The organism is Enterobacter sp. GD03975, assembly GCF_029838645.1.
In the GTDB taxonomy this organism is placed as follows: Bacteria; Pseudomonadota; Gammaproteobacteria; order Enterobacterales; family Enterobacteriaceae; genus Enterobacter; species Enterobacter quasihormaechei.
The window spans coordinates 1-20755 of record NZ_JAOBZC010000021.1 but is presented as its reverse complement, the minus strand read 5'-3'; the positions used below and the strand labels follow the sequence as shown (position 1 = coordinate 20755).

Below are 20755 nucleotides of genomic sequence, written 5' to 3'. Positions count from 1 at the left end.
GCCCGACAGCAGAGTGTGCTAACTCCGACGGGAGCAAATCCGTGAAAGACTTATTAAAGTTTCTGAAAGCGCAAACTAAAACCGAAGAGTTTGATGCGATCAAAATTGCTCTGGCTTCGCCAGACATGATCCGTTCATGGTCTTTCGGTGAAGTTAAAAAGCCGGAAACCATTAACTACCGTACGTTCAAACCTGAGCGTGACGGCCTTTTCTGTGCGCGTATTTTCGGGCCAGTAAAAGACTACGAGTGCCTGTGCGGTAAGTACAAGCGCCTGAAACACCGTGGTGTGATCTGTGAGAAGTGCGGCGTTGAAGTGACCCAGACCAAAGTACGCCGTGAGCGTATGGGCCACATCGAGCTGGCGTCTCCGACCGCTCACATCTGGTTCCTGAAATCTCTGCCGTCCCGTATCGGCCTGCTGCTGGATATGCCGCTGCGCGATATCGAACGTGTTCTGTACTTCGAATCTTACGTGGTTATCGAAGGCGGGATGACGAATCTGGAACGTAACCAGATCCTGACCGAAGAACAGTATCTGGACGCGCTGGAAGAGTTCGGTGACGAATTTGACGCGAAGATGGGTGCGGAAGCTATTCAGGCCCTGCTGAAGAGCATGGATCTGGAGCAAGAGTGTGAAACGCTGCGCGAAGAGCTGAATGAAACCAACTCCGAAACCAAGCGTAAAAAGCTGACCAAGCGTATCAAACTGCTGGAAGCGTTCGTTCAGTCTGGTAACAAGCCAGAGTGGATGATCCTGACCGTTCTGCCGGTTCTGCCGCCAGATCTGCGTCCGCTGGTTCCGCTGGATGGTGGTCGTTTCGCAACGTCAGATCTGAACGATCTGTACCGTCGCGTAATCAACCGTAACAACCGTCTGAAACGTCTGCTGGATCTGGCTGCGCCGGACATCATCGTACGCAACGAAAAACGTATGCTTCAGGAAGCAGTCGATGCCCTGTTGGATAACGGTCGTCGCGGTCGTGCGATCACCGGTTCGAACAAACGTCCTCTGAAATCTTTGGCCGACATGATCAAAGGTAAGCAGGGTCGTTTCCGTCAGAACCTGCTCGGTAAGCGTGTTGACTACTCCGGTCGTTCTGTAATCACCGTAGGTCCATACCTGCGTCTGCATCAGTGCGGTCTGCCGAAGAAAATGGCACTGGAGCTGTTCAAACCGTTCATCTACGGCAAGCTGGAGCTGCGTGGCCTCGCCACCACCATCAAAGCCGCTAAGAAAATGGTTGAGCGTGAAGAAGCTGTCGTTTGGGATATCCTGGACGAAGTGATCCGCGAACACCCGGTACTGCTGAACCGTGCACCAACCCTGCACCGTCTGGGTATCCAGGCATTTGAGCCGGTACTGATCGAAGGTAAAGCTATCCAGCTGCACCCGCTGGTTTGTGCGGCTTATAACGCCGACTTCGATGGTGACCAGATGGCTGTTCACGTACCGCTGACGCTGGAAGCCCAGCTCGAAGCGCGTGCGCTGATGATGTCTACCAACAACATTCTGTCTCCAGCGAACGGTGAACCAATCATCGTTCCTTCTCAGGACGTTGTACTGGGTCTGTACTACATGACCCGTGACTGTGTTAACGCCAAAGGCGAAGGCATGGTGCTGACTGGCCCTAAAGAAGCTGAGCGTATTTATCGCGCTGGCCTGGCCTCTCTGCATGCGCGCGTTAAAGTGCGTATCACCGAATACGAAAAAGATGAAAACGGCGAATTCGTTGCGCACACCAGCCTGAAAGACACGACCGTTGGTCGTGCGATTCTGTGGATGATCGTACCGAAAGGTCTGCCTTTCTCCATCGTCAACCAGGCGCTGGGCAAGAAAGCGATCTCCAAAATGCTGAACACCTGTTACCGCATTTTGGGTCTGAAGCCGACCGTTATCTTCGCTGACCAGACAATGTACACCGGCTTTGCTTATGCAGCGCGTTCAGGTGCATCTGTTGGTATCGATGACATGGTCATCCCAGAGAAGAAACACGAGATCATCTCTGAAGCGGAAGCTGAAGTTGCTGAAATCCAGGAGCAGTTCCAGTCTGGTCTGGTAACCGCAGGCGAACGTTACAACAAAGTTATCGATATCTGGGCAGCGGCGAACGATCGTGTATCCAAAGCGATGATGGACAACCTGCAAACCGAAACCGTGATTAACCGTGACGGCGTCGAAGAGCAGCAGGTTTCCTTCAACAGCATCTACATGATGGCCGACTCCGGTGCGCGTGGTTCTGCGGCACAGATTCGTCAGCTGGCAGGTATGCGTGGTCTGATGGCGAAGCCAGATGGCTCCATCATCGAAACGCCAATCACCGCGAACTTCCGTGAAGGTCTGAACGTACTCCAGTACTTCATCTCCACGCACGGTGCGCGTAAAGGTCTGGCGGATACCGCACTGAAAACTGCGAACTCCGGTTATCTGACGCGTCGTCTGGTTGACGTTGCGCAGGATCTGGTTGTGACCGAAGACGATTGTGGCACCCTCGAAGGTATCACCATGACCCCGGTTATCGAGGGTGGTGATGTTAAAGAGCCGCTGCGCGATCGCGTACTGGGTCGTGTGACCGCGGAAGACATTCTGAAGCCGGGCACCGCAGACATTCTGGTTCCACGCAACACCCTGCTGCACGAACAGTGGTGTGACCTGCTGGAAGCGAACTCTGTTGACTCCGTGAAGGTACGTTCCGTTGTATCCTGTGACACCGACTTTGGTGTGTGTGCGCACTGCTACGGTCGTGACCTGGCGCGTGGCCACATCATCAACAAAGGTGAAGCCATCGGCGTTATCGCGGCACAGTCCATCGGTGAGCCGGGTACACAGCTGACGATGCGTACGTTCCACATCGGTGGTGCGGCATCTCGTGCGGCTGCTGAATCCAGCATCCAGGTGAAAAACAAAGGTAGCATCAAGCTCAGCAACGCGAAGTCTGTTGTTAACTCCGCAGGCAAGCTGGTTGTGACCTCTCGTAACACCGAGCTGAAGCTGATCGACGAATTCGGTCGTACCAAAGAGAGCTATAAAGTGCCTTACGGTGCGGTTATGGCGAAAGGTGATGGCGAGCAGGTTGCCGGCGGTGAAACCGTTGCAAACTGGGATCCGCACACCATGCCGGTAATCACCGAAGTAAGTGGTTTCATCCGCTTTACTGACATGATTGACGGCCAGACCATTACTCGTCAGACCGACGAGCTGACCGGTCTGTCTTCTCTGGTGGTTCTGGATTCTGCTGAACGTACTACCGGCGGTAAAGATCTGCGTCCTGCACTGAAAATCGTTGATGCTCAGGGTAACGACGTTCTGATCCCTGGTACCGATATGCCTGCGCAGTACTTCCTGCCGGGTAAAGCGATTGTACAGCTGGAAGATGGCGTACAGATCAGCTCTGGTGACACCCTGGCGCGTATTCCTCAGGAATCCGGCGGTACCAAGGACATCACCGGTGGTCTGCCACGCGTTGCGGACCTGTTCGAAGCACGTCGTCCGAAAGAGCCTGCAATCCTGGCTGAAATCAGCGGTATCATCTCCTTCGGCAAAGAGACCAAAGGTAAGCGCCGTCTGGTTATCACGCCTGTAGATGGCAGCGAGCCGTACGAAGAGATGATTCCTAAGTGGCGTCAGCTCAACGTGTTCGAAGGTGAACGCGTAGAACGTGGTGACGTGGTTTCCGACGGTCCAGAAGCGCCGCACGACATCCTGCGTCTGCGTGGTGTGCATGCTGTTACTCGTTACATCGTTAACGAAGTACAGGACGTATACCGTCTGCAAGGCGTTAAGATTAACGATAAACACATCGAAGTTATCGTTCGTCAGATGCTGCGTAAAGCCACCATCGAAAACGCGGGCAGCTCCGACTTCCTGGAAGGCGAGCAGGTTGAATACTCACGCGTTAAGATCGCTAACCGCGATCTGGAAGCGAACGGCAAAATCGGTGCGACCTTCGCACGCGATCTGCTGGGTATCACCAAAGCGTCTCTGGCAACCGAGTCCTTCATCTCCGCAGCATCGTTCCAGGAAACCACGCGTGTCCTGACCGAAGCGGCTGTTGCAGGTAAACGTGATGAACTGCGCGGTCTGAAAGAGAACGTTATCGTGGGTCGTCTGATCCCGGCCGGTACCGGTTATGCGTACCACCAGGATCGTATGCGTCGTCGCGCAGCGGGCGAACTGCCAGCTGCACCGCAGGTAACTGCCGAAGATGCATCCGCGAGCCTTGCAGAACTGCTGAACGCAGGTCTGGGCGGTTCCGACAACGAGTAATCGTTGATGCCGTAAATAAAAAACCCGCCTCGGCGGGTTTTTTTATATCTGCATTTTCAGTTTACCAGCGGGATGCGTCGATAAAGCTCAATCATGTCGCCCGCCAGATCCTGGATAACCATCGCGTTCATCAGGTGGTCCTGAGAGTGAACGGTGATCAGGTTAACCGGAAGTTTTCCTGTCCCTTCATCGAGCCCGATGAGCTGCGTCTGGATCGTATGCGCATGTTTCACATACTCGCGCGACTCTTCCATCGCTTTTTCGGCTTCGTCAAAGTCGCCTTTTCGTGCCATTTGCAACGCTGTCAGGGCCGCACTGCGCGCCGCACCTGCATTGACCAATAGCTCCATGATGGTGGTTTCTAAGTCTTCCATTATGACTCCAGCAGTTTAAGCGCTTTTTCCAGTACGGCATCACCTTTCATCATGCCGTAATCCATCATGTCGATAACCGCGACCTTTTTCCCGAGCGGATCGGCCTGCGCCTGGAGTTTTGCCTGTTCGTATTTCACCTGTGGCCCCAGTAATACGATATCAGCCGTCGCGATGTTGTCTTTAAATTCCGCGACCGGAACGGCTTTAATGGTTACTTCGACTCCTTTTTTCTGCGCGGCATCTTTCATACGTTGAACCAGCATGCTGGTTGACATTCCCGCTGCACAGCATAAAACGATGTTCTTCATAGTCAGCCTCGATCTACATGTGTTTATTGATAATTATCCCGTGCAGAGCGCTTCAACAACCGCTTTACCGCGATTGTGTGTCAGGCATCACAAAGAAATCGGCATTTTTCTGAAACCGGTTACAATTTAACGCAGGAGAGCATTCTGCCCGTCAGAACGGGCAGAATTTCAGGAGGAGATTATCGGCTGGCCGTGCTTATGATGCGGTTTTTACCCTGTTGTTTAGCGGTATACAGCGCTTCATCTACGCTACCGACAAATTGTTCCAGCGGTTCGAAGTGCCATTCACCCAACCCCGCGCTGAAGGTCACCCGCAGGTTCTCTTCCCGCCAGGTCCGTTTTTCCACGGCGGTGCGCCAGGCTTCCAGTAGCGCGTGCGCGGAGTTCATCAGCTCGGCCGGGAAAATCACCCCGAACTCTTCTCCACCGTAGCGATAAACCGAGACGTGGTGCGGCTGCATGATCTGAATGCCTTCGCGCGCGACGTTACGCAGAACGATATCCCCGCTCAGGTGGCCCCAGGTGTCGTTAATGGATTTGAAGTTATCAATGTCGACCAGCGCCAGAGCGAAGGGTTGATGAGCGGCCATCAACGCATCCACATCGTTGTCGAAGGCTCGGCGGTTTTTACAGCCTGTCAGCGCATCATGGGTGGCCTGACGGACATAGGCCAGCTCCCGTTCTTTATTGGTTCGAATGGTATGGCTGAGCATCGCCTCAAGACGTGGCGCCTGGTTGACGTCGCCGGTTTTGATGGCGTTGATAATGTTTATCAGCACTGAACGTGAGGCATGACGAAGATACAGTCCGAACAGAATGATGATGATTGCCGCCAGCGCAAATCCCCAGCCGACGACGGTGGTTTCATGCCGGGTGATGACGGATAGCGTGGCATCGGAAACCCGATAAATTACAAACCAGTCCGGATTGGTGAACGAGTAGTAGTAATACCAGGTCTTGCTTTTGGAATCGAAGAGATAGCCTTCGCCGCTGGTCATTTTGTCCATCAGCGCTTCGCTGACGTACTGCTTAAAGAGCGCCCCCGTGTCCGGATGAAGCACAACGGCGCCGTCACGTTCGACGACGAAAAACTCACCCTGTACGGGAGCTACCATCTGGCGCAGGGTATATCCCATGGAGGTTAAATCAAGATGGAAAGCGAGCGTGCCCTTCAGACGGCCTTCCGGTGAAATGACCGGCTTATAGAGGGTGACGGTGGGATGTTGGGTGAAATAGTCCAGATAGGGGCGGGTGTAGTGCGGAAAGTTACTGGCTTCCGCTTGCCCGATAAACCACGGGCGGGTGCGTGCATCGAACGTCTGACTCTTCTCCGTTGGCAGGACTTCCGGCGCGCGCAGATGGCGACCCTCCGTGTCCGCCAGAGAGATAGACGACACCGTCGGCATCAGATTCTGCAAATGCATTAACATCTGCAAACCGTGTGCCGGATCGATATTTAACGTCTGATTCACTCTGTCATTACGGGCGTAGTACATCGCCGCGCGACCAAGAATATAGTCATTTTCCCGCAGAATGGACTCGGTATAGTTCACCGCCAGATTATGGGTGAAGTTACCATTAATTTTATGATAATCCTCAAGAAAATCCTTTCGTTGTGAAAGGATGACCAGGATCGCGATCAGCACGAAGCTGAAGAGGATCCCCGCGAAGCTGACCATAATGGGGCGGGTAAAAGAGAGCTTTTTACTGTGGAGTGCCATGAGTTGTACATCAGTCCAGATGGTAGGCGCGTTGCGTCTGTCGATATCCTCAGCATAGTCGCTGTCCGGTTGCTGGTAGTAAATTATACAGAAGGCGACTTCCAACGAGATGATTTATCTTAAGAGTAGCTAAGAAAAGTCGCATTTATTTTAACGATTGAAATTTTTTTTAAGAGGCGGAGGGCAGGGCGAAACGAGGAAGAAGCATTTTCACCCTGGTCAGCGTCCGTTGCTGACGGGGTTAATCATAAGAAAACCGGACGGATTTCCTCAATCGCCCGGTTTTGATCTCACGAGCCGCCTCGTAACCTTTTCGCGATTTTGCAGGCAGTTTCAGCGCAAATGCGAGGCTCTTCCCAGCCAGCTGTCCCAGTCTTTCCACACCGGCTGTAGGCCCTGTGCAGCCAGTGCTTCCGCCACCGCTTCGGGCCGTCGTCCGTCGTGAGGCGTAAACTGTTCCAGTTCCGGGCGATCGTCCGCGTAACCGCCTGGCTGCGTTTTGGAAAAGGCGCTGACATTGTTGATCGCCAGTGGGATCGCGCGGTCGCGAAACGCCGGGGATTCACGCGTGGAGAGCGACAGTTCCACTTCCGGCGCGAACAGGCGAAAGGCGCATATTGTTTGCACCAGCTGGCGCTCATCCATTATCGAGGCAGGTTCAACGCCTCCCGTACACGGACGCAGCCGCGGGAACGAGATGGAATAGCGGCTTTGCCAGTAGTGCTGCTGTAGCCACAGCAGATGCTCCGCCACCATATAGCAATCCACCCGCCAGCTGTCAGACAGACCGATAAGCGCGCCCAGCCCAATTTTGTCGATGCCGGCGCGCCCCAGCCTGTCCGGGGTTTCCAGCCGGAAAAAGAAATCCTGCTTCTTCCCTTTCAGGTGATGCCGGGCATAAGTCGCCTCATGGTAGGTTTCCTGATAAACCATTACGCCGTCCAGCCCGAGGGTTTTCAGCTCCGCATACTCCTCCTGCGACAGCGGCTGTACTTCCATCTGCAATGAGGCAAATTCGCGGCGAATGGCCGGAAGATGCTGGCGAAAATAGTCCATCCCCACTTTGCTCTGATGTTCACCCGTCACCAGCAAAAGATGTTCAAATCCCATCTCACGAATAGCGCCACACTCGCGGGCGATCTCATGCTCATCCAGCGTTTTACGCTTAATGCGGTTGCTCATGGAGAAGCCACAGTAGGTACAGTCGTTGGCGCACAGGTTAGAAAGATAGAGCGGCACGTAAAAGCTCACCGTGTTGCCAAAGCGCTGGCGGGTAAGGCGTTGAGCGCGCTGCGCCATCGGTTCCAGATATGCGCTGGCTGCCGGAGAAAGCAGAGCCATCAAATCCTCGCGGGTCAGATGACGGGCTGTTAACGCCCGCTCTACGTCCGCAGAGGTTTTACTGTTGATGCGTAAGGCAATATCGTCCCAGTGAAGCTGACGCCAGCGATCGGTAAAGGTAGCCATCAGAGCGCCTCCAGAAAACCGGTCAGCGGGCTGGTGGCCTGTGCATGAAGGCTGCGCGAGCCAGGACCGGACTGCCGTGCCAGCAGACCGGACTCCACCGCAAGGCGGAACGCGCGCGCCATCATCACCGGATCGTCGGCCACCGCAATCGCGGTATTAACCAGCACCGCATCGGCACCCATTTCCAGCGCCTGCGCGGCGTGGCTGGGTACGCCGATGCCCGCATCCACCACCACGGGCACGGTAGCCTGCTCAATAATGATCTCCAGCATCGCGCGGGTTTCCAGCCCCTGATTAGAGCCAATGGGCGCCCCCAGCGGCATAACGGCGGCGCAGCCGACCTCTTCCAGACGCTTGCACAGCACGGGGTCTGCGCCGCAGTAAGGCAGAACGGTAAAACCCTGCTGTACCAGCTTTTCTGCGGCTTTCAGGGTCTCTATCGGGTCCGGCAGCAGCCAGCGCGCATCCGGGTGAATTTCCAGCTTCAGCCAGCGGGTGCCGAGCGCTTCCCAGGCCAGCTGTGCGGCGAAAATCGCCTCCTCGGCCGTTTTCGCACCGGAGGTGTTAGGCAGCAGCGTGACGCCGGCTTCCAACAACGGTACAAGAATGGCATCGTTGTGCTGGCGAAGGTCCACGCGCTTCATCGCCAGCGTCACCAGCTGGCTGCCGCTTTCTCGGATGGCATCCACCATCAGCTGCGGGGAGGCGAACTTTCCGGTTCCGGTAAACAGATGTGAATCAAAGACTTTATCGGCAATACGTAACATCTCAGCCCCCTGCGATAACCTGAAACAGCAGGATCTGGTCGCCTTCATTGACCTGCTGACGTTCCCACTGCTCGCGCGGCAGGATCTGTTGATTGAGCGCCAGCGCCGTTCCCGGCTTCAGCTGGCGCAGCGTGTCGAGCAGGGCGGCAACGGTGAGACCGTCGTCGCACGTCATCGGCTCATCGTTAAACAGAATGCGCATTGCGGCCTCCGCATACCGGGCAGTGGCTGGCGCGGCTTAACGCCAGATGGCGCCAGCCGCCGGAACGGGCGTCGAACAGCCGGAGCGTGTTGCGCGCTGTCTCCATGCCGCTGAGCAGCTTGATGGCCTCCAGCGCCTGGAGGGTGCCCATCACGCCCACCACCGGGCCAAGAATGCCTGCCGTGCGGCAGTTACGCTCCGGTTCAGCCTCGTCCGGCCACAGGCAGCGGTAGCAGCCCTGCGCCCACGGCGGCGTAAGCACCATTATCTGCCCGCCGAAACCGACCGCGCTCGCGGTGATCAGCGGCGTGTTCTGTGCAACACAGGCCGCGTTGATGGCCTGACGCGTTGCCATGTTGTCCGTGCAGTCCAGCACCGCGTCGGCAAGGGCAACTTCGCGTTGCAGCTCGTCCCCGCTAAGCCGCGTCTGGAGCGCAACCAGTTCGATATCGGGGTTAAGCTGGTTCAGCCGCTGGCGCGTAACATGCGCCTTAGGCTGGTTAACATCTTCTGTCGTGAAGAGGATTTGCCGTTGCAGGTTGCTGAGGTGTACTTCATCGTCATCGGCCAGTACCAGCGTACCCACGCCCGCACCGGCCAGATACAGCGCGGCGGGGGCGCCTAATCCGCCCAGGCCGACAATCAGTACCCGGCTGGCGAGCAGCTTTTGCTGCCCGTCAATGGCGATATCCTCCAGCAGGATCTGGCGGCTGTAGCGCATAAAATCACGATCTTTCATCGCCTGCTCCTGCCAGTTGTAAAAGCCGTGCGGTGGCGGCCTGCCAGTCTGCCGCCTGGGTGATAGCGCTGACGACGGCGATACTGCCGACGCCGGTTTCCAGTACGGCGGGCGCACGTTCAAGGCTGATCCCGCCGATGGCGACGGTAGGATAATCGGCAAGGCGCTTCACGTGCGCCGCCAGCTGCGTCAAACCCTGCGGGGCAGACGGCATCTGCTTGGTTTGCGTCGGGAAAACGTGACCGAGGGCGATGTAAGAGGGACGGGCTGCCAGCGCCACGTCGATCTCCATGTCATCGTGTGTTGAAACGCCAAGGCGCAGGCCAGCCTGGCGGATGGCGTTCAAATCGGTGGTTTCCAGATCTTCCTGACCCAGATGGACGCCGTACGCCCGGTGCTTGATGGCCAGCCGCCAGTAGTCGTTGATAAACAGGCGAGCAGTGTAGCGATGCCCCAGCGCGATGGCGGCGGCGACGTCGGCCTCCACCTCTTCATCGCGCTTATCCTTGATGCGCAGCTGGAGGGTGCGAACGCCGGCCTCCAGCAGGCGGGCGATCCACTCCACGCTGTCCACCACCGGGTAAAGCCCTAAGCGGAAGGGCACAGAGGGGAAATCGGGCTGGTACATTACGCCTCCTCTTTTTTGAGGTAAATTTCGCCGCCTCTGGCGCGGAAGGTTTCCGACATGTCCGCCATACCGACTTCAATGGTCTGCGCAGCGGCGTAGTCCCGCACCTCCTGGCTGATTTTCATCGAGCAGAATTTTGGCCCGCACATGGAGCAGAAGTGCGCCACCTTGCCCGACTCCTGGGGCAGGGTTTCATCGTGATAGGCGCGGGCGGTAAACGGATCCAGCGCCAGGTTAAACTGGTCTTCCCAGCGGAATTCAAAGCGCGCTTTGGACATGGCGTTATCGCGGATTTGCGCGCCCGGATGGCCTTTCGCCAGATCCGCCGCGTGGGCGGCAATCTTGTAGGTAATCAGCCCCTGCTTCACGTCCTCTTTGTTGGGCAGGCCGAGGTGCTCTTTCGGCGTCACGTAGCAGAGCATGGCGCAGCCGAACCAGCCGATCATCGCCGCGCCGATCCCGGAGGTGAAGTGGTCGTAGCCCGGTGCGATGTCCGTGGTCAACGGCCCTAGGGTGTAGAACGGCGCTTCGTGGCAGTGCTCCAGCTCCTCGGTCATGTTGCGGCGGATCATCTGCATCGGCACGTGGCCCGGGCCTTCAATCATCACCTGCACGTCATACTCCCAGGCGATTTTGGTCAGCTCGCCCAGGGTGTGCAGCTCGGCAAACTGCGCCTCGTCGTTGGCGTCGCGGATGGAGCCAGGACGCAGGCCGTCGCCCAGCGACAGGGAGACGTCGTACGCGGCGCAGATTTCGCAGATTTCGCGGAAGTGCTCGTAGAGGAAGTTTTCCTGATGATGAGACAGGCACCACTTCGCCATGATGGAGCCACCGCGTGAGACGATGCCGGTCAGACGTTTCGCCGTCATCGGCACGTAGCGCAGCAGCACGCCCGCGTGGATGGTGAAGTAGTCCACGCCCTGTTCCGCCTGCTCCAGCAGCGTGTCGCGGAACGCTTCCCAGGTGAGATTTTCGGCAATGCCGTTGACCTTCTCCAGCGCCTGGTAAATCGGGACGGTGCCAATCGGCACCGGGCTGTTACGCAGGATCCATTCGCGGGTTTCGTGGATGTAACGCCCCGTGGAGAGATCCATCACCGTGTCCGCCCCCCAGCGCGTCGACCAGACCAGCTTTTCCACCTCTTCTTCGATGGACGAGGTGACGGCAGAGTTGCCGATGTTGGCGTTAACCTTCACCAGGAAGTTGCGGCCGATAATCATCGGCTCCGATTCCGGGTGGTTGATGTTGGCGGGGATAATGGCGCGCCCGGCAGCCACTTCATCACGCACAAATTCCGGCGTGATGTTTTCCGGCAGGCGGGCACCAAAGCCTTCGCCCGGGTGCTGGTGGCGCAGTACTTCACTGCGGATGCGCTCGCGGCCCATGTTTTCACGAATGGCGATGAACTCCATCTCCGGCGTGACGATCCCCTGGCGCGCGTAGTGCAGCTGGGTTACGCATTTGCCCGCCCTGGCGCGTTTTGGCGTCAGCAGGCCGGTAAAGCGCAGCTCGTCCAGGCCGTCGTCGGCCAGACGTTCGTTGGTGTACGCAGAGCTGCGCACGCTCAGCTCTTCGCAGTCGTTACGCGCGTCAATCCACGGCTGGCGCAGCTTTGCCAGACCCTGCTGGACGTTGATGGCGACAGAGGGATCGCCGTACGGGCCGGAGGTGTCATACACCGGCACGGCTTCGTTGTCTTCATACTGCGGGTTCTCTTTGCTGCCGCCGATAAGCGTCGGGCTGAGCTGGATTTCGCGCATTGGCACGCGAATATCGGCCTGTGAACCGGTGATGTAGATGCGTTTCGAGTTCGGGAAAGCGGTGCCTTCCAGGGTGTCGATGAAGCGTTGCGCGTGTTCGCGCTGTTCGCGGCGGGTCAGTTTTGTTGTAGACATAGCTCATTCCAGAAGTGAAGGACATGGCTTGTCAGACGACGGATGAAGCAAGAGGAGATCGCCCCAGGGGCGAAACAACAGCAGCGTGACTCTTGTTCCCTTCGCAGGTATTAACCTGATCAGGTTCCGCGGATCCCGAATTAACGGTCTCAGCCCGTGCTTACACACTGGGCACTCCGACAAGAAAAATCCCCCTCCGCAGAGGGGCGACTGGTTGTAAATTACTCGTTAACGATTAAGAACTCAAGCAGGGCGCACAACGTTATCGCTGTTGCTGATATTCAGGTTGTTATCCAGCACGAGGGCGATGAGCTTGTCTTCCAGCGTGAATCGCTCTTCCAGCGCTTCGCCCAGGTCGGACAGCGCCTGCTGGAACTCAAGATAGTTATCGTGATCGATAGCGTTCTCAAGCGTGGAATCGTAGTAGTCCATGATCTTCTGGGTGTTGGCTTCCAGCTGCGGACAGAGTTTGCTGGCCGCTAAATACGGCGTTGTCCCTTCCATTTCGCGGATAATGCGTTCATAAATGTTGAAATGGCCGTCGGAGAGGTAGTCGACCAGGCTCTGACAAAAATCATCCAGCGCTTTTTCATTCAGCCGCATAAAGGATTCTTTGCCAGGCTTAAGACCGACCAGATTGTAATACGCCACAAGGAGATGCTTGCGCACATGTAGCCAGCGATCCACCAGGGTGTTACTTCCTCCAACGCGCTCAGTCAGGCTTTCCAGCTGGTTTAACATGGTCGACTCCATAAGGTTTAGAATGGGATCTACTTATCCAAAATGTAACCACAATGCTAACAACATGTCAGTGAAGCGAAGGTAGTGCAATAGATATGGATCGTATTATTGAAAAATCAGATCTGGGTTGGTGGATCGTCAGCCACGAACAAAAATTATGGCTGCCCTCAGGAGAGTTGCCCTACGGTGCCGCAGAAACGTTCGATCTGGTGGGCCAGTCCGCGCTGAAGATCGGCGAGTGGCAGGGCGATCCCGTGTGGTTGATCCAGCAGGCGCGCCGTCAGGATATGGGATCCGTACGTCAGGTATTAGATCTGGACGTCGGCCTGTTCCAGCTGGCGGGGCGCGGCGTACAGCTGGCGGAGTTTTACCGCTCGCACAAATACTGCGGTTACTGCGGCCACACCATGCACCCAAGCAAAACCGAATGGGCGCTGCTCTGCGGCCACTGCCGTGAACGCTACTATCCGCAAATCGCGCCGTGCATCATCGTTGCCATCCGCCGTGATGATTCCATCCTGCTGGCGCAGCATACCCGTCATCGCAACGGCATTCATACCGTCCTCGCCGGGTTCGTGGAAGTAGGCGAAACGCTGGAGCAGGCGGTGGCGCGCGAGGTGATGGAGGAGAGCAGCATCAAGGTGAAAAACCTGCGCTACGTGACCTCCCAGCCGTGGCCGTTCCCGATGTCCCTGATGACCGCGTTTATGGCGGAATACGACAGCGGCGAGATCGTTATCGACCCGAAAGAGCTGCTGGAGGCGAACTGGTACCGCTACGACAATTTACCGCTGTTACCCCCGCCGGGAACGGTGGCGCGTCGCCTGATAGAAGATACCGTGGCAATGTGTCGGGCCGAGTATGAGTAGTGTTACACTGACGGCCTGACGCAATAAGGAACTGCAAAATGACCGAACTGAAGAACGATCGTTATCTGCGTGCGCTGCTGCGCCAGCCCGTTGATGTCACCCCGGTGTGGATGATGCGCCAGGCGGGACGCTATCTGCCAGAGTACAAAGCCACGCGCGCGCAGGCGGGCGATTTTATGTCGCTGTGCAAAAACGCCGAGCTGGCCTGTGAGGTGACGCTCCAGCCGCTGCGCCGCTTCCCGCTGGATGCCGCCATTCTCTTTTCGGACATTCTTACCATTCCGGACGCGATGGGCCTGGGGCTCTATTTCGAAACCGGCGAGGGCCCGCGCTTCACCTCCCCAATCAAAAGCAAAGCCGACGTCGATAAGCTGCCGATCCCCGATCCGGAAGGCGAGCTGGGCTACGTGATGAACGCCGTGCGCACCATTCGCCGCGAGCTGAAGGGCGAAGTGCCGCTGATTGGTTTCTCCGGCAGCCCGTGGACGCTGGCCACCTACATGGTTGAAGGCGGCAGCAGCAAAGCCTTCACCATGATTAAAAAGATGATGTACGCCGAACCGCTGGCGCTGCATGCGCTGCTCGACAAGCTGGCGAAGAGCGTCACCCTCTACCTCAACGCGCAGATTAAAGCGGGCGCGCAGTCGGTGATGATTTTCGACACCTGGGGCGGCGTGCTGACCGGGCGTGATTATCAGCAGTTCTCCCTGTACTACATGCACAAAATCGTCGATGGCCTGCTGCGTGAAAACGATGGTCGCCGCGTGCCGGTAACGCTGTTCACGAAAGGCGGCGGCCAATGGCTGGAAGCGATGGCGGCCACCGGCTGCGACGCGCTGGGCCTCGACTGGACCACCGATATTGCTGATGCGCGCCGTCGCGTGGGCGACAAAGTGGCGCTACAGGGCAACATGGACCCGTCCATGCTCTATGCTCAGCCTGCCCGCATCGAAGAGGAAGTGTCGACTATACTGTCTGGTTTCGGCCAGGGGGAAGGCCACGTCTTCAACCTCGGCCACGGTATTCATCAGGATGTGCCGCCTGAACACGCAGGCGTATTTGTGGAGGCGGTGCATCGGCTTTCTGCCCAGTATCACAAGTAAGGAGTGGTTATGGATCTCGCGTCGCTACGCGCTCAGCAAATCGAACTGGCTTCATCGGTGATCCGCGAGGATCGTCTGGATAAGGATCCCCCGCAGTACATTGGCGGGGCGGACGTCGGGTTTGAGCAGGGCGGTGAAGTGACGCGGGCGGCGATGGTGGTGCTGAAATACCCGTCGCTGGAGCTGGTGGAGTACAAGGTGGCGCGTATCGCCACCACCATGCCCTATATTCCCGGCTTTCTCTCCTTCCGCGAATACCCCGCGCTGCTGGCCGCGTGGGAGCAACTCTCGCAAAAACCTGACCTGCTGTTTGTCGATGGACACGGTATCTCCCATCCGCGCCGCTTAGGCGTCGCCAGCCACTTTGGTCTGCTGGTGGACGTGCCAACCATCGGCGTAGCGAAAAAACGCCTGTGCGGCGCGTTTGAGCCGCTCTCTGCCGAACCGGGCGCGCTGGCGCCGCTTATCCATAAAGGCGAGCAGCTGGCGTGGGTCTGGCGCAGTAAAGCGCGCTGTAATCCGCTGTTTATCGCCACCGGGCATCGGGTGAGCATGGACAGCGCGCTGGCGTGGGTGCAGCGCTGCATGAAGGGCTATCGATTACCGGAGCCAACCCGCTGGGCTGACGCCGTTGCCTCTTCACGTCCGGCATTCATTCGTTGGCAGGAAATTCAGCCGTGATTCAGGTAAACTGCGGCTAATTTTCGATTCGAGACATCATCATGTTACAAAACCCGATTCATCTGCGCCTTGAGAAGCTGGAAAGCTGGCAGCACGTGACGTTTATGGCTTGCTTGTGCGAGCGCATGTATCCCAACTATGCCGCGTTCTGTAAGCAAACGGAGTTTGGCGAAGGCCAGATTTATCGACGTATCCTGGATTTGATCTGGGAGACGCTGACGGTGAAAGACGCAAAGGTGAACTTCGATTCACAGCTCGAAAAGCTGGAAGAGGCGATCCCGGCGGCGGACGATTACGACCTGTATGGCGTTTATCCGGCTATCGATGCCTGCGTGGCGTTGAGCGAGCTGATCCACTCCCGTCTGAGCGGTGAAACGCTGGAGCACGCCATTGAAGTCAGTAAGGCGTCCATCACGACCGTTGCGATGCTGGAAATGACGCAGGAAGGCCGCGAAATGACCGACGAAGAGCTGCGTGCTAACCCGGCGGTTGAACAGGAATGGGACATTCAGTGGGAGATTTTCCGCCTGCTGGCAGAGTGTGAAGAGCGTGATATTGAGCTGATCAAAGGGCTGCGCGCGGACCTGCGTGAGGCCGGTGAGAGCAATATTGGTATAATTTTTAACCAATGAGACAACAAAACGTGATTTAACGCCTGTTTTGTCACTCCTCGACTCTTCCCTTTCGCCCCCCGTCTGGTCTACATTTGGGGGGCGAAAAAAAGTGGCTATCGGTGCGTGTATGCAGGAGAGTGCTTTTTTGGCATTTTCGTCGCACTCGATGCTTAGCAAGCGATAAACACATTGAAAGGATAACTTATGAACAAGACTCAACTGATTGATGTAATTGCGGACAAGGCTGATCTGTCTAAAGTGCAGGCTAAAGCTGCTCTGGAATCTACCCTGGCTGCTATTACTGAGTCTCTGAAAGAAGGCGATGCTGTACAACTGGTTGGTTTCGGTACCTTCAAAGTGAACCACCGCGCTGAGCGTACTGGCCGCAACCCGCAGACCGGTAAAGAAATCAAAATCGCCGCAGCTAACGTGCCGGCATTTGTTTCTGGTAAAGCACTGAAAGACGCAGTTAAGTAAGACGCGTGGCAGTGAACAGTTTTAACGAAGGGGCGGCAACGCCCCTTTTGTCATTCTGGCGTGGAACGCTCGCGCTGGCAGGCGTACTGTTGCTGTCTGCCTGTAGCCATGATTCCTCACTCCCCCCGTTTACCGCCAGCGGCTACGCTGACAACCAGGGCGCGGTCAGGATCTGGCGCAAAGATTCCAGCGATGAAGTCCATATGCTTACCGCGTTCAGCCCGTGGCATAACGGCAACACCTCGACCGCAGAGTACCGCTGGCAGGGCGATGCGCTGTCGCTGATTGAACTGAACATCTACAGCAAGACCCCCGAACACGTGAAGGTGCGTTTCGACGACCACGGCGAGCTGAGCTTTATGCAGCATGAAGTCAGCGGGTTGAAACAGCAGCTTTCCAGCGATCAGGTCGCCCTTTACCGCTACCGCGCCGAACAGCTCCGTCAGACCAGCGACGCGCTGCGTCAGGGCCGCGTTGTGCTGCGCCAGGGGCGCTGGCATGCCGATGGCACGGTGACCACCTGCGAAGGGCAGACGGTGAAGCCTGAGCTTGAATCTTGGGCAACCGAACACATTCAGCGCCGTCAGCGGCATTCGTCTATGGAAGTGAGCGTGGCGTGGCTTGAGGCACCGGAAGGCTCTCAGCTGCTGCTGGTGGCGAACGAAGACTTCTGCACCTGGCAGCCGACAGAGAAAAGTTTTTGATTTAAGTTCCCTCTCCCTTGAGGGAGAGGGTTAGGGTGAGGGGGTAATTACTCCCCCTGCTCCCGCGCAATGGCACGATAACCGATATCCTGACGGCTGAAGCTGCCGTTCCAGTGAATATCCGCCATCAGCGCATAGGCGCGTTTCTGCGCTTCTGCCACGGTCTGGCCCAGCGCGGTCGCACACAGCACGCGACCGCCGTTGGTCAGCACGCGGTCGTCTTCAGCCAGCTTTGTTCCGGCGTGGAACACCTTCGCGCCGTCAATCTCTTCCAGCGGCAGGCCGTGGATCTCATCTCCGGTGCTGTAGTTCCCCGGATAGCCACCCGCAGCAATCACTACGCCCAGAGACGCGCGCTCGTCCCACTCTGAGGTTTTCTCGTCCAGCTTGCCTTCGCAGGCCGCCAGGCACAGATCTACCAGGTCGGATTTCATGCGCAGCATGATCGGCTGGGTTTCCGGATCGCCAAAGCGGCAGTTGAATTCGATCACCTTCGGGTTGCCCTGCTTGTCGATCATCAGGCCTGCGTAGAGGAAGCCGGTATAGGTGTTACCTTCCGCCGCCATCCCTTTCACGGTAGGCCAGATGATGCGGTCCATGGTGCGCTGATGCACCTCATCGGTAACAACGGGAGCAGGGGAGTAAGCGCCCATCCCGCCGGTGTTGGGGCCGGTATCGCCATTGCCCACGCGCTTGTGATCCTGGCTGGTGGCCATCGGCAGAACGTGCTCGCCGTCTACCATCACGATAAAGCTCGCCTCTTCGCCGTCGAGGAATTCTTCGATCACGATGCGGTGGCCCGCATCGCCAAAGGCGTTGCCTGCCAGCATATCCTGGACTGCCGCTTCGGCTTCTTCGAGCGTCATCGCCACGATAACGCCTTTCCCGGCGGCCAGACCGTCGGCTTTGATGACAATCGGCGCGCCTTTTTCACGCAGGTAAGCCAGCGCGGGCTCGACGTCGGTGAAGTTCTGATACTCCGCCGTCGGAATGTTATGACGCGCGAGGAAATCTTTGGTGAAGGCTTTTGAGCCTTCCAGCTGCGCGGCACCTTCCGTTGGGCCGAAGATTTTCAGGCCAGCGGCGCGGAAGGCGTCTACGACGCCAATCACCAGCGGCGCTTCCGGGCCAACGATGGTCAGATCGATCTTCTCGGTCTGGGCAAAGCTCAGCAGCGCCGGGATATCCGTTACGCCGATGGCGACGTTTTGCAGCGCGGGTTCCAGCGCCGTACCGGCGTTACCCGGTGCCACAAAGACGGTTTCCACCTGCGGGGACTGCGCCGCTTTCCACGCCAGCGCGTGCTCGCGCCCGCCGTTACCAATCACTAATACTTTCATTTTCTGCTCCGGGAATTAATGGCGGAAGTGGCGCATGTCGGTAAAGATCATTGCGATGCCGTGTTCGTCGGCAGCGCCAATCACTTCGTCGTCGCGGATAGAGCCGCCAGGCTGGATCACACAGGTGATGCCCACCGCAGCCGCAGCGTCGATACCGTCACGGAACGGGAAGAAGGCGTCAGAGGCCATGGCGGAGCCTTTCACTTCCAGGCCTTCGTCGCCTGCTTTGATACCGGCAATTTTCGCAGAGTAAACGCGGCTCATCTGGCCTGCGCCTATCCCGATGGTCATGTTCTCTTTGGCGTAGACAATGGCGTTAGACTTCACGAACTTCGCCACTTTCCAGCAGAACAGCGCGTCGCGCAGCTCCTGTTCGGTTGGCTGACGTTTGGTCACCACGCGCAGGTCGGCTTCTTTAACCATACCCAAATCGCGATCCTGAACCAGCAGACCGCCGTTCACGCGCTTGAAGTCCAGGCCCGGCACGCGTTCCGCCCACTGACCGCAAACCAGCACGCGCACGTTCTGTTTTGCCGCAGTGATTTTCAACGCTTCTTCTGATGCGGACGGCGCGATGATCACTTCGACAAACTGGCGGGAGATGATGGCCTGAGCGGTTTCGGCATCCAGCTCGCGGTTGAAGGCGATAATGCCGCCGAACGCGGAGGTCGGGTCGGTTTTGTAGGCGCGATCGTAGGCATCCAGAATAGAAGTGCTTACCGCAACGCCGCACGGGTTGGCGTGCTTGACGATAACGCAGGCCGGCTCGCTGAACGCTTTCACGCATTCCAGCGCGGCGTCGGTGTCGGCAATGTTGTTATAGGAAAGGGCTTTGCCCTGAACCTGCTGGGCGGTCGCAACGGAGGCTTCTTTTACATCTTCTTCTATATAGAAGGCAGCCTGCTGATGGCTGTTCTCACCGTAACGCATATCCTGCTTCTTAATGAAGTTCAGGTTCAGGGTGCGCGGGAAGCGGCCAGAGGGATCTTTGCTTTCACCGTGGTAGGCAGGCACCAGGCTACCGAAGTAGTTGGCGATCATGCTGTCGTACGCGGCAGTGTGTTCGAACGCCTTAATCGCAAGGTCGAAGCGGGTTTCGAGAGTGAGGGAGCCGTCGTTAGCATCCATCTCATTAATAATGGCGCTGTAGTCGCTGCTCTTCACCACGATGGCCACATCTTTATGGTTCTTCGCCGCGGAGCGCACCATGGTTGGGCCGCCGATATCAATATTCTCAACCGCATCTTCCAGAGAGCAGCCTTCGCGGGCGACGGTTTGGGCAAACGGATAGAGGTTAACAACGACCATATCGATAGGCGCGATGTCGTGCTGTTCCATAATACCGTCGTCCTGACCGCGACGGCCCAGTATGCCGCCGTGTACTTTCGGGTGAAGGGTTTTGACGCGTCCATCCATCATTTCCGGGAAACCGGTGTAGTCGGACACTTCGGTTACCGGCAGACCTTTATCTGCTAACAGGCGAGCGGTACCGCCTGTAGAAAGCAGCTCCACACCCCGTGCGGAAAGTGCCTGAGCGAATTCGACGATACCGGCTTTATCAGAAACACTGAGCAGAGCGCGGCGGACTGGACGACGTTGTTGCATGGTAAATCCCCTGGATTTCACGATTACAGAGAGCGTTAGATGAATTTTCCAGCGAAAAACTCATCTAACACACCTGACGAGGCCTCCTTGTTAAGCGCGAGCATTTTAACGAAAACGTTTGCGCAACGCTCGCATATTTTCACTTTTTCGAAGCGCTGTGGATAACTCTGTGTGTAAAAGGGTATAAGGCGGGTTTTTGCTGGGGAATGCAGCAGTCAGTCATTTTTCTGTCATTTAGCGGTTGCGGCCTGCGGA

At 57.1% G+C, this 20755-nt stretch carries 19 protein-coding genes and 1 riboswitch; of the genes, 7 read left to right on the top strand and 12 right to left on the bottom strand.

What is annotated here, in order from left to right; genetic code table 11:
* Positions 1 to 41 precede the first annotated feature (41 nt).
* The gene (gene rpoC / locus N5C09_RS20995; RefSeq protein WP_006810528.1) at positions 42 to 4265 is read left to right on the top strand and encodes a DNA-directed RNA polymerase subunit beta'; all 4224 of its coding nucleotides are present in this window, start codon (positions 42 to 44) and stop codon (positions 4263 to 4265) included.
* 56 nt (positions 4266 to 4321) lie between these two features.
* Here rpoC and N5C09_RS20990 read toward each other — a convergent pair whose 3' ends face one another.
* The 10 genes from N5C09_RS20990 to rsd form a co-directional block, all read right to left on the bottom strand.
* Positions 4322 to 4639 (bottom strand): PTS lactose/cellobiose transporter subunit IIA, encoded by a 318-nt coding sequence (locus tag N5C09_RS20990; RefSeq protein ID WP_003862327.1) that lies wholly within the window; start codon positions 4637 to 4639, stop codon positions 4322 to 4324.
* A complete protein-coding gene (locus N5C09_RS20985; protein ID WP_010425948.1) occupies positions 4639 to 4947 on the bottom strand; it encodes a PTS sugar transporter subunit IIB in 309 nt (102 codons plus the stop codon). The genes N5C09_RS20990 and N5C09_RS20985 overlap by 1 nt, the downstream gene beginning before the upstream one ends.
* A gap of 179 nt (positions 4948 to 5126) precedes the next feature.
* The gene (locus N5C09_RS20980; RefSeq protein WP_279749811.1) at positions 5127 to 6668 is read right to left on the bottom strand and encodes a diguanylate cyclase; all 1542 of its coding nucleotides are present in this window, start codon (positions 6666 to 6668) and stop codon (positions 5127 to 5129) included.
* 333 nt (positions 6669 to 7001) lie between these two features.
* On the bottom strand, positions 7002 to 8135 hold the full coding sequence (gene thiH, locus N5C09_RS20975; RefSeq protein WP_279749810.1) for a 2-iminoacetate synthase ThiH: 1134 nt from the start codon (positions 8133 to 8135) through the stop codon (positions 7002 to 7004).
* Positions 8135 to 8902, bottom strand: a complete 768-nt coding sequence (thiG, locus tag N5C09_RS20970; RefSeq protein ID WP_279749809.1) for a thiazole synthase — start codon at positions 8900 to 8902, stop codon at positions 8135 to 8137. The genes thiH and thiG overlap by 1 nt, the downstream gene beginning before the upstream one ends.
* A gap of 1 nt (position 8903) precedes the next feature.
* A complete protein-coding gene (gene thiS / locus N5C09_RS20965; RefSeq protein WP_063450072.1) occupies positions 8904 to 9104 on the bottom strand; it encodes a sulfur carrier protein ThiS in 201 nt (66 codons plus the stop codon).
* Positions 9088 to 9843, bottom strand: coding sequence for a HesA/MoeB/ThiF family protein (locus N5C09_RS20960; protein WP_279749807.1), 756 nt, complete (start codon positions 9841 to 9843; stop codon positions 9088 to 9090). The genes thiS and N5C09_RS20960 overlap by 17 nt, the downstream gene beginning before the upstream one ends.
* Positions 9830 to 10471 carry a thiamine phosphate synthase gene (gene thiE / locus N5C09_RS20955; protein WP_063865942.1) on the bottom strand — a complete coding sequence of 214 codons (642 nt, stop codon included), beginning with the start codon at positions 10469 to 10471 and terminating at the stop codon, positions 9830 to 9832. The genes N5C09_RS20960 and thiE overlap by 14 nt, the downstream gene beginning before the upstream one ends.
* Positions 10471 to 12366 (bottom strand): phosphomethylpyrimidine synthase ThiC, encoded by a 1896-nt coding sequence (thiC, locus tag N5C09_RS20950; RefSeq protein ID WP_204643753.1) that lies wholly within the window; start codon positions 12364 to 12366, stop codon positions 10471 to 10473. Before thiC ends, thiE begins: the two co-directional genes overlap by 1 nt.
* Positions 12367 to 12445: 79 nt before the next feature.
* A riboswitch (TPP riboswitch) is annotated at positions 12446 to 12555 on the bottom strand.
* 54 nt (positions 12556 to 12609) lie between these two features.
* Positions 12610 to 13107: a sigma D regulator gene (rsd, locus tag N5C09_RS20945; RefSeq protein WP_193034202.1), complete on the bottom strand. Its 498-nt coding sequence runs from the start codon at positions 13105 to 13107 to the stop codon at positions 12610 to 12612.
* 95 nt (positions 13108 to 13202) lie between these two features.
* Between rsd and nudC the strand changes: the two genes are divergently transcribed.
* The 6 genes from nudC to N5C09_RS20915 all read left to right on the top strand — a co-directional run bounded on the left by nudC (position 13203) and on the right by N5C09_RS20915 (position 17555).
* Positions 13203 to 13976: an NAD(+) diphosphatase gene (gene nudC / locus N5C09_RS20940; protein ID WP_088204570.1), complete on the top strand. Its 774-nt coding sequence runs from the start codon at positions 13203 to 13205 to the stop codon at positions 13974 to 13976.
* 38 nt (positions 13977 to 14014) lie between these two features.
* A complete protein-coding gene (gene hemE / locus N5C09_RS20935) occupies positions 14015 to 15079 on the top strand; it encodes a uroporphyrinogen decarboxylase (protein WP_028015107.1) in 1065 nt (354 codons plus the stop codon).
* Positions 15080 to 15088: 9 nt separating this feature from the next.
* On the top strand, positions 15089 to 15760 hold the full coding sequence (gene nfi / locus N5C09_RS20930; RefSeq protein WP_010425928.1) for a deoxyribonuclease V: 672 nt from the start codon (positions 15089 to 15091) through the stop codon (positions 15758 to 15760).
* Between the two features lie 41 nt (positions 15761 to 15801).
* Positions 15802 to 16392, top strand: coding sequence for a YjaG family protein (locus N5C09_RS20925; protein ID WP_022646712.1), 591 nt, complete (start codon positions 15802 to 15804; stop codon positions 16390 to 16392).
* A gap of 186 nt (positions 16393 to 16578) precedes the next feature.
* Entirely contained in the window at positions 16579 to 16851 is a 273-nt protein-coding gene (hupA, locus tag N5C09_RS20920) for a nucleoid-associated protein HU-alpha (protein WP_002445246.1), read from the top strand.
* Positions 16852 to 16862: 11 nt separating this feature from the next.
* Positions 16863 to 17555 carry a DUF1481 domain-containing protein gene (locus N5C09_RS20915; protein ID WP_028015109.1) on the top strand — a complete coding sequence of 231 codons (693 nt, stop codon included), beginning with the start codon at positions 16863 to 16865 and terminating at the stop codon, positions 17553 to 17555.
* A gap of 47 nt (positions 17556 to 17602) precedes the next feature.
* Here N5C09_RS20915 and purD read toward each other — a convergent pair whose 3' ends face one another.
* Both purD and purH read right to left on the bottom strand, forming a co-directional pair.
* Entirely contained in the window at positions 17603 to 18895 is a 1293-nt protein-coding gene (gene purD, locus N5C09_RS20910; RefSeq protein WP_279749806.1) for a phosphoribosylamine--glycine ligase, read from the bottom strand.
* A 15-nt stretch (positions 18896 to 18910) separates the two neighbouring features.
* Positions 18911 to 20500 (bottom strand): bifunctional phosphoribosylaminoimidazolecarboxamide formyltransferase/IMP cyclohydrolase, encoded by a 1590-nt coding sequence (gene purH, locus N5C09_RS20905; protein WP_279749805.1) that lies wholly within the window; start codon positions 20498 to 20500, stop codon positions 18911 to 18913.
* Positions 20501 to 20755: the final 255 nt, after the last annotated feature.

Bases quoted from the DNA above. Each gene is read 5' to 3' on its own strand.
- thiC (WP_204643753.1), bottom strand. From the start codon at position 12,366: ATGTCTACAACAAAACTGACCCGCCGCGAACAGCGCGAACACGCGCAA.
- thiH (WP_279749810.1), bottom strand. From the start codon at position 8,135: ATGGCTACCTTTACCGATCGCTGGCGTCAGCTTCACTGGGACGATATT.
- purH (WP_279749805.1), bottom strand. From the start codon at position 20,500: ATGCAACAACGTCGTCCAGTCCGCCGCGCTCTGCTCAGTGTTTCTGAT.
- thiG (WP_279749809.1), bottom strand. From the start codon at position 8,902: ATGTTACGTATTGCCGATAAAGTCTTTGATTCACATCTGTTTACCGGA.
- hupA (WP_002445246.1), top strand. From the start codon at position 16,579: ATGAACAAGACTCAACTGATTGATGTAATTGCGGACAAGGCTGATCTG.
- N5C09_RS20980 (WP_279749811.1), bottom strand. From the start codon at position 6,668: ATGGCACTCCACAGTAAAAAGCTCTCTTTTACCCGCCCCATTATGGTC.
- N5C09_RS20960 (WP_279749807.1), bottom strand. From the start codon at position 9,843: ATGAAAGATCGTGATTTTATGCGCTACAGCCGCCAGATCCTGCTGGAG.
- nudC (WP_088204570.1), top strand. From the start codon at position 13,203: ATGGATCGTATTATTGAAAAATCAGATCTGGGTTGGTGGATCGTCAGC.
- purD (WP_279749806.1), bottom strand. From the start codon at position 18,895: ATGAAAGTATTAGTGATTGGTAACGGCGGGCGCGAGCACGCGCTGGCG.
- thiE (WP_063865942.1), bottom strand. From the start codon at position 10,471: ATGTACCAGCCCGATTTCCCCTCTGTGCCCTTCCGCTTAGGGCTTTAC.
- N5C09_RS20925 (WP_022646712.1), top strand. From the start codon at position 15,802: ATGTTACAAAACCCGATTCATCTGCGCCTTGAGAAGCTGGAAAGCTGG.
- nfi (WP_010425928.1), top strand. From the start codon at position 15,089: ATGGATCTCGCGTCGCTACGCGCTCAGCAAATCGAACTGGCTTCATCG.
- rsd (WP_193034202.1), bottom strand. From the start codon at position 13,107: ATGTTAAACCAGCTGGAAAGCCTGACTGAGCGCGTTGGAGGAAGTAAC.
- hemE (WP_028015107.1), top strand. From the start codon at position 14,015: ATGACCGAACTGAAGAACGATCGTTATCTGCGTGCGCTGCTGCGCCAG.
- N5C09_RS20990 (WP_003862327.1), bottom strand. From the start codon at position 4,639: ATGGAAGACTTAGAAACCACCATCATGGAGCTATTGGTCAATGCAGGT.
- N5C09_RS20985 (WP_010425948.1), bottom strand. From the start codon at position 4,947: ATGAAGAACATCGTTTTATGCTGTGCAGCGGGAATGTCAACCAGCATG.
- thiS (WP_063450072.1), bottom strand. From the start codon at position 9,104: ATGCGCATTCTGTTTAACGATGAGCCGATGACGTGCGACGACGGTCTC.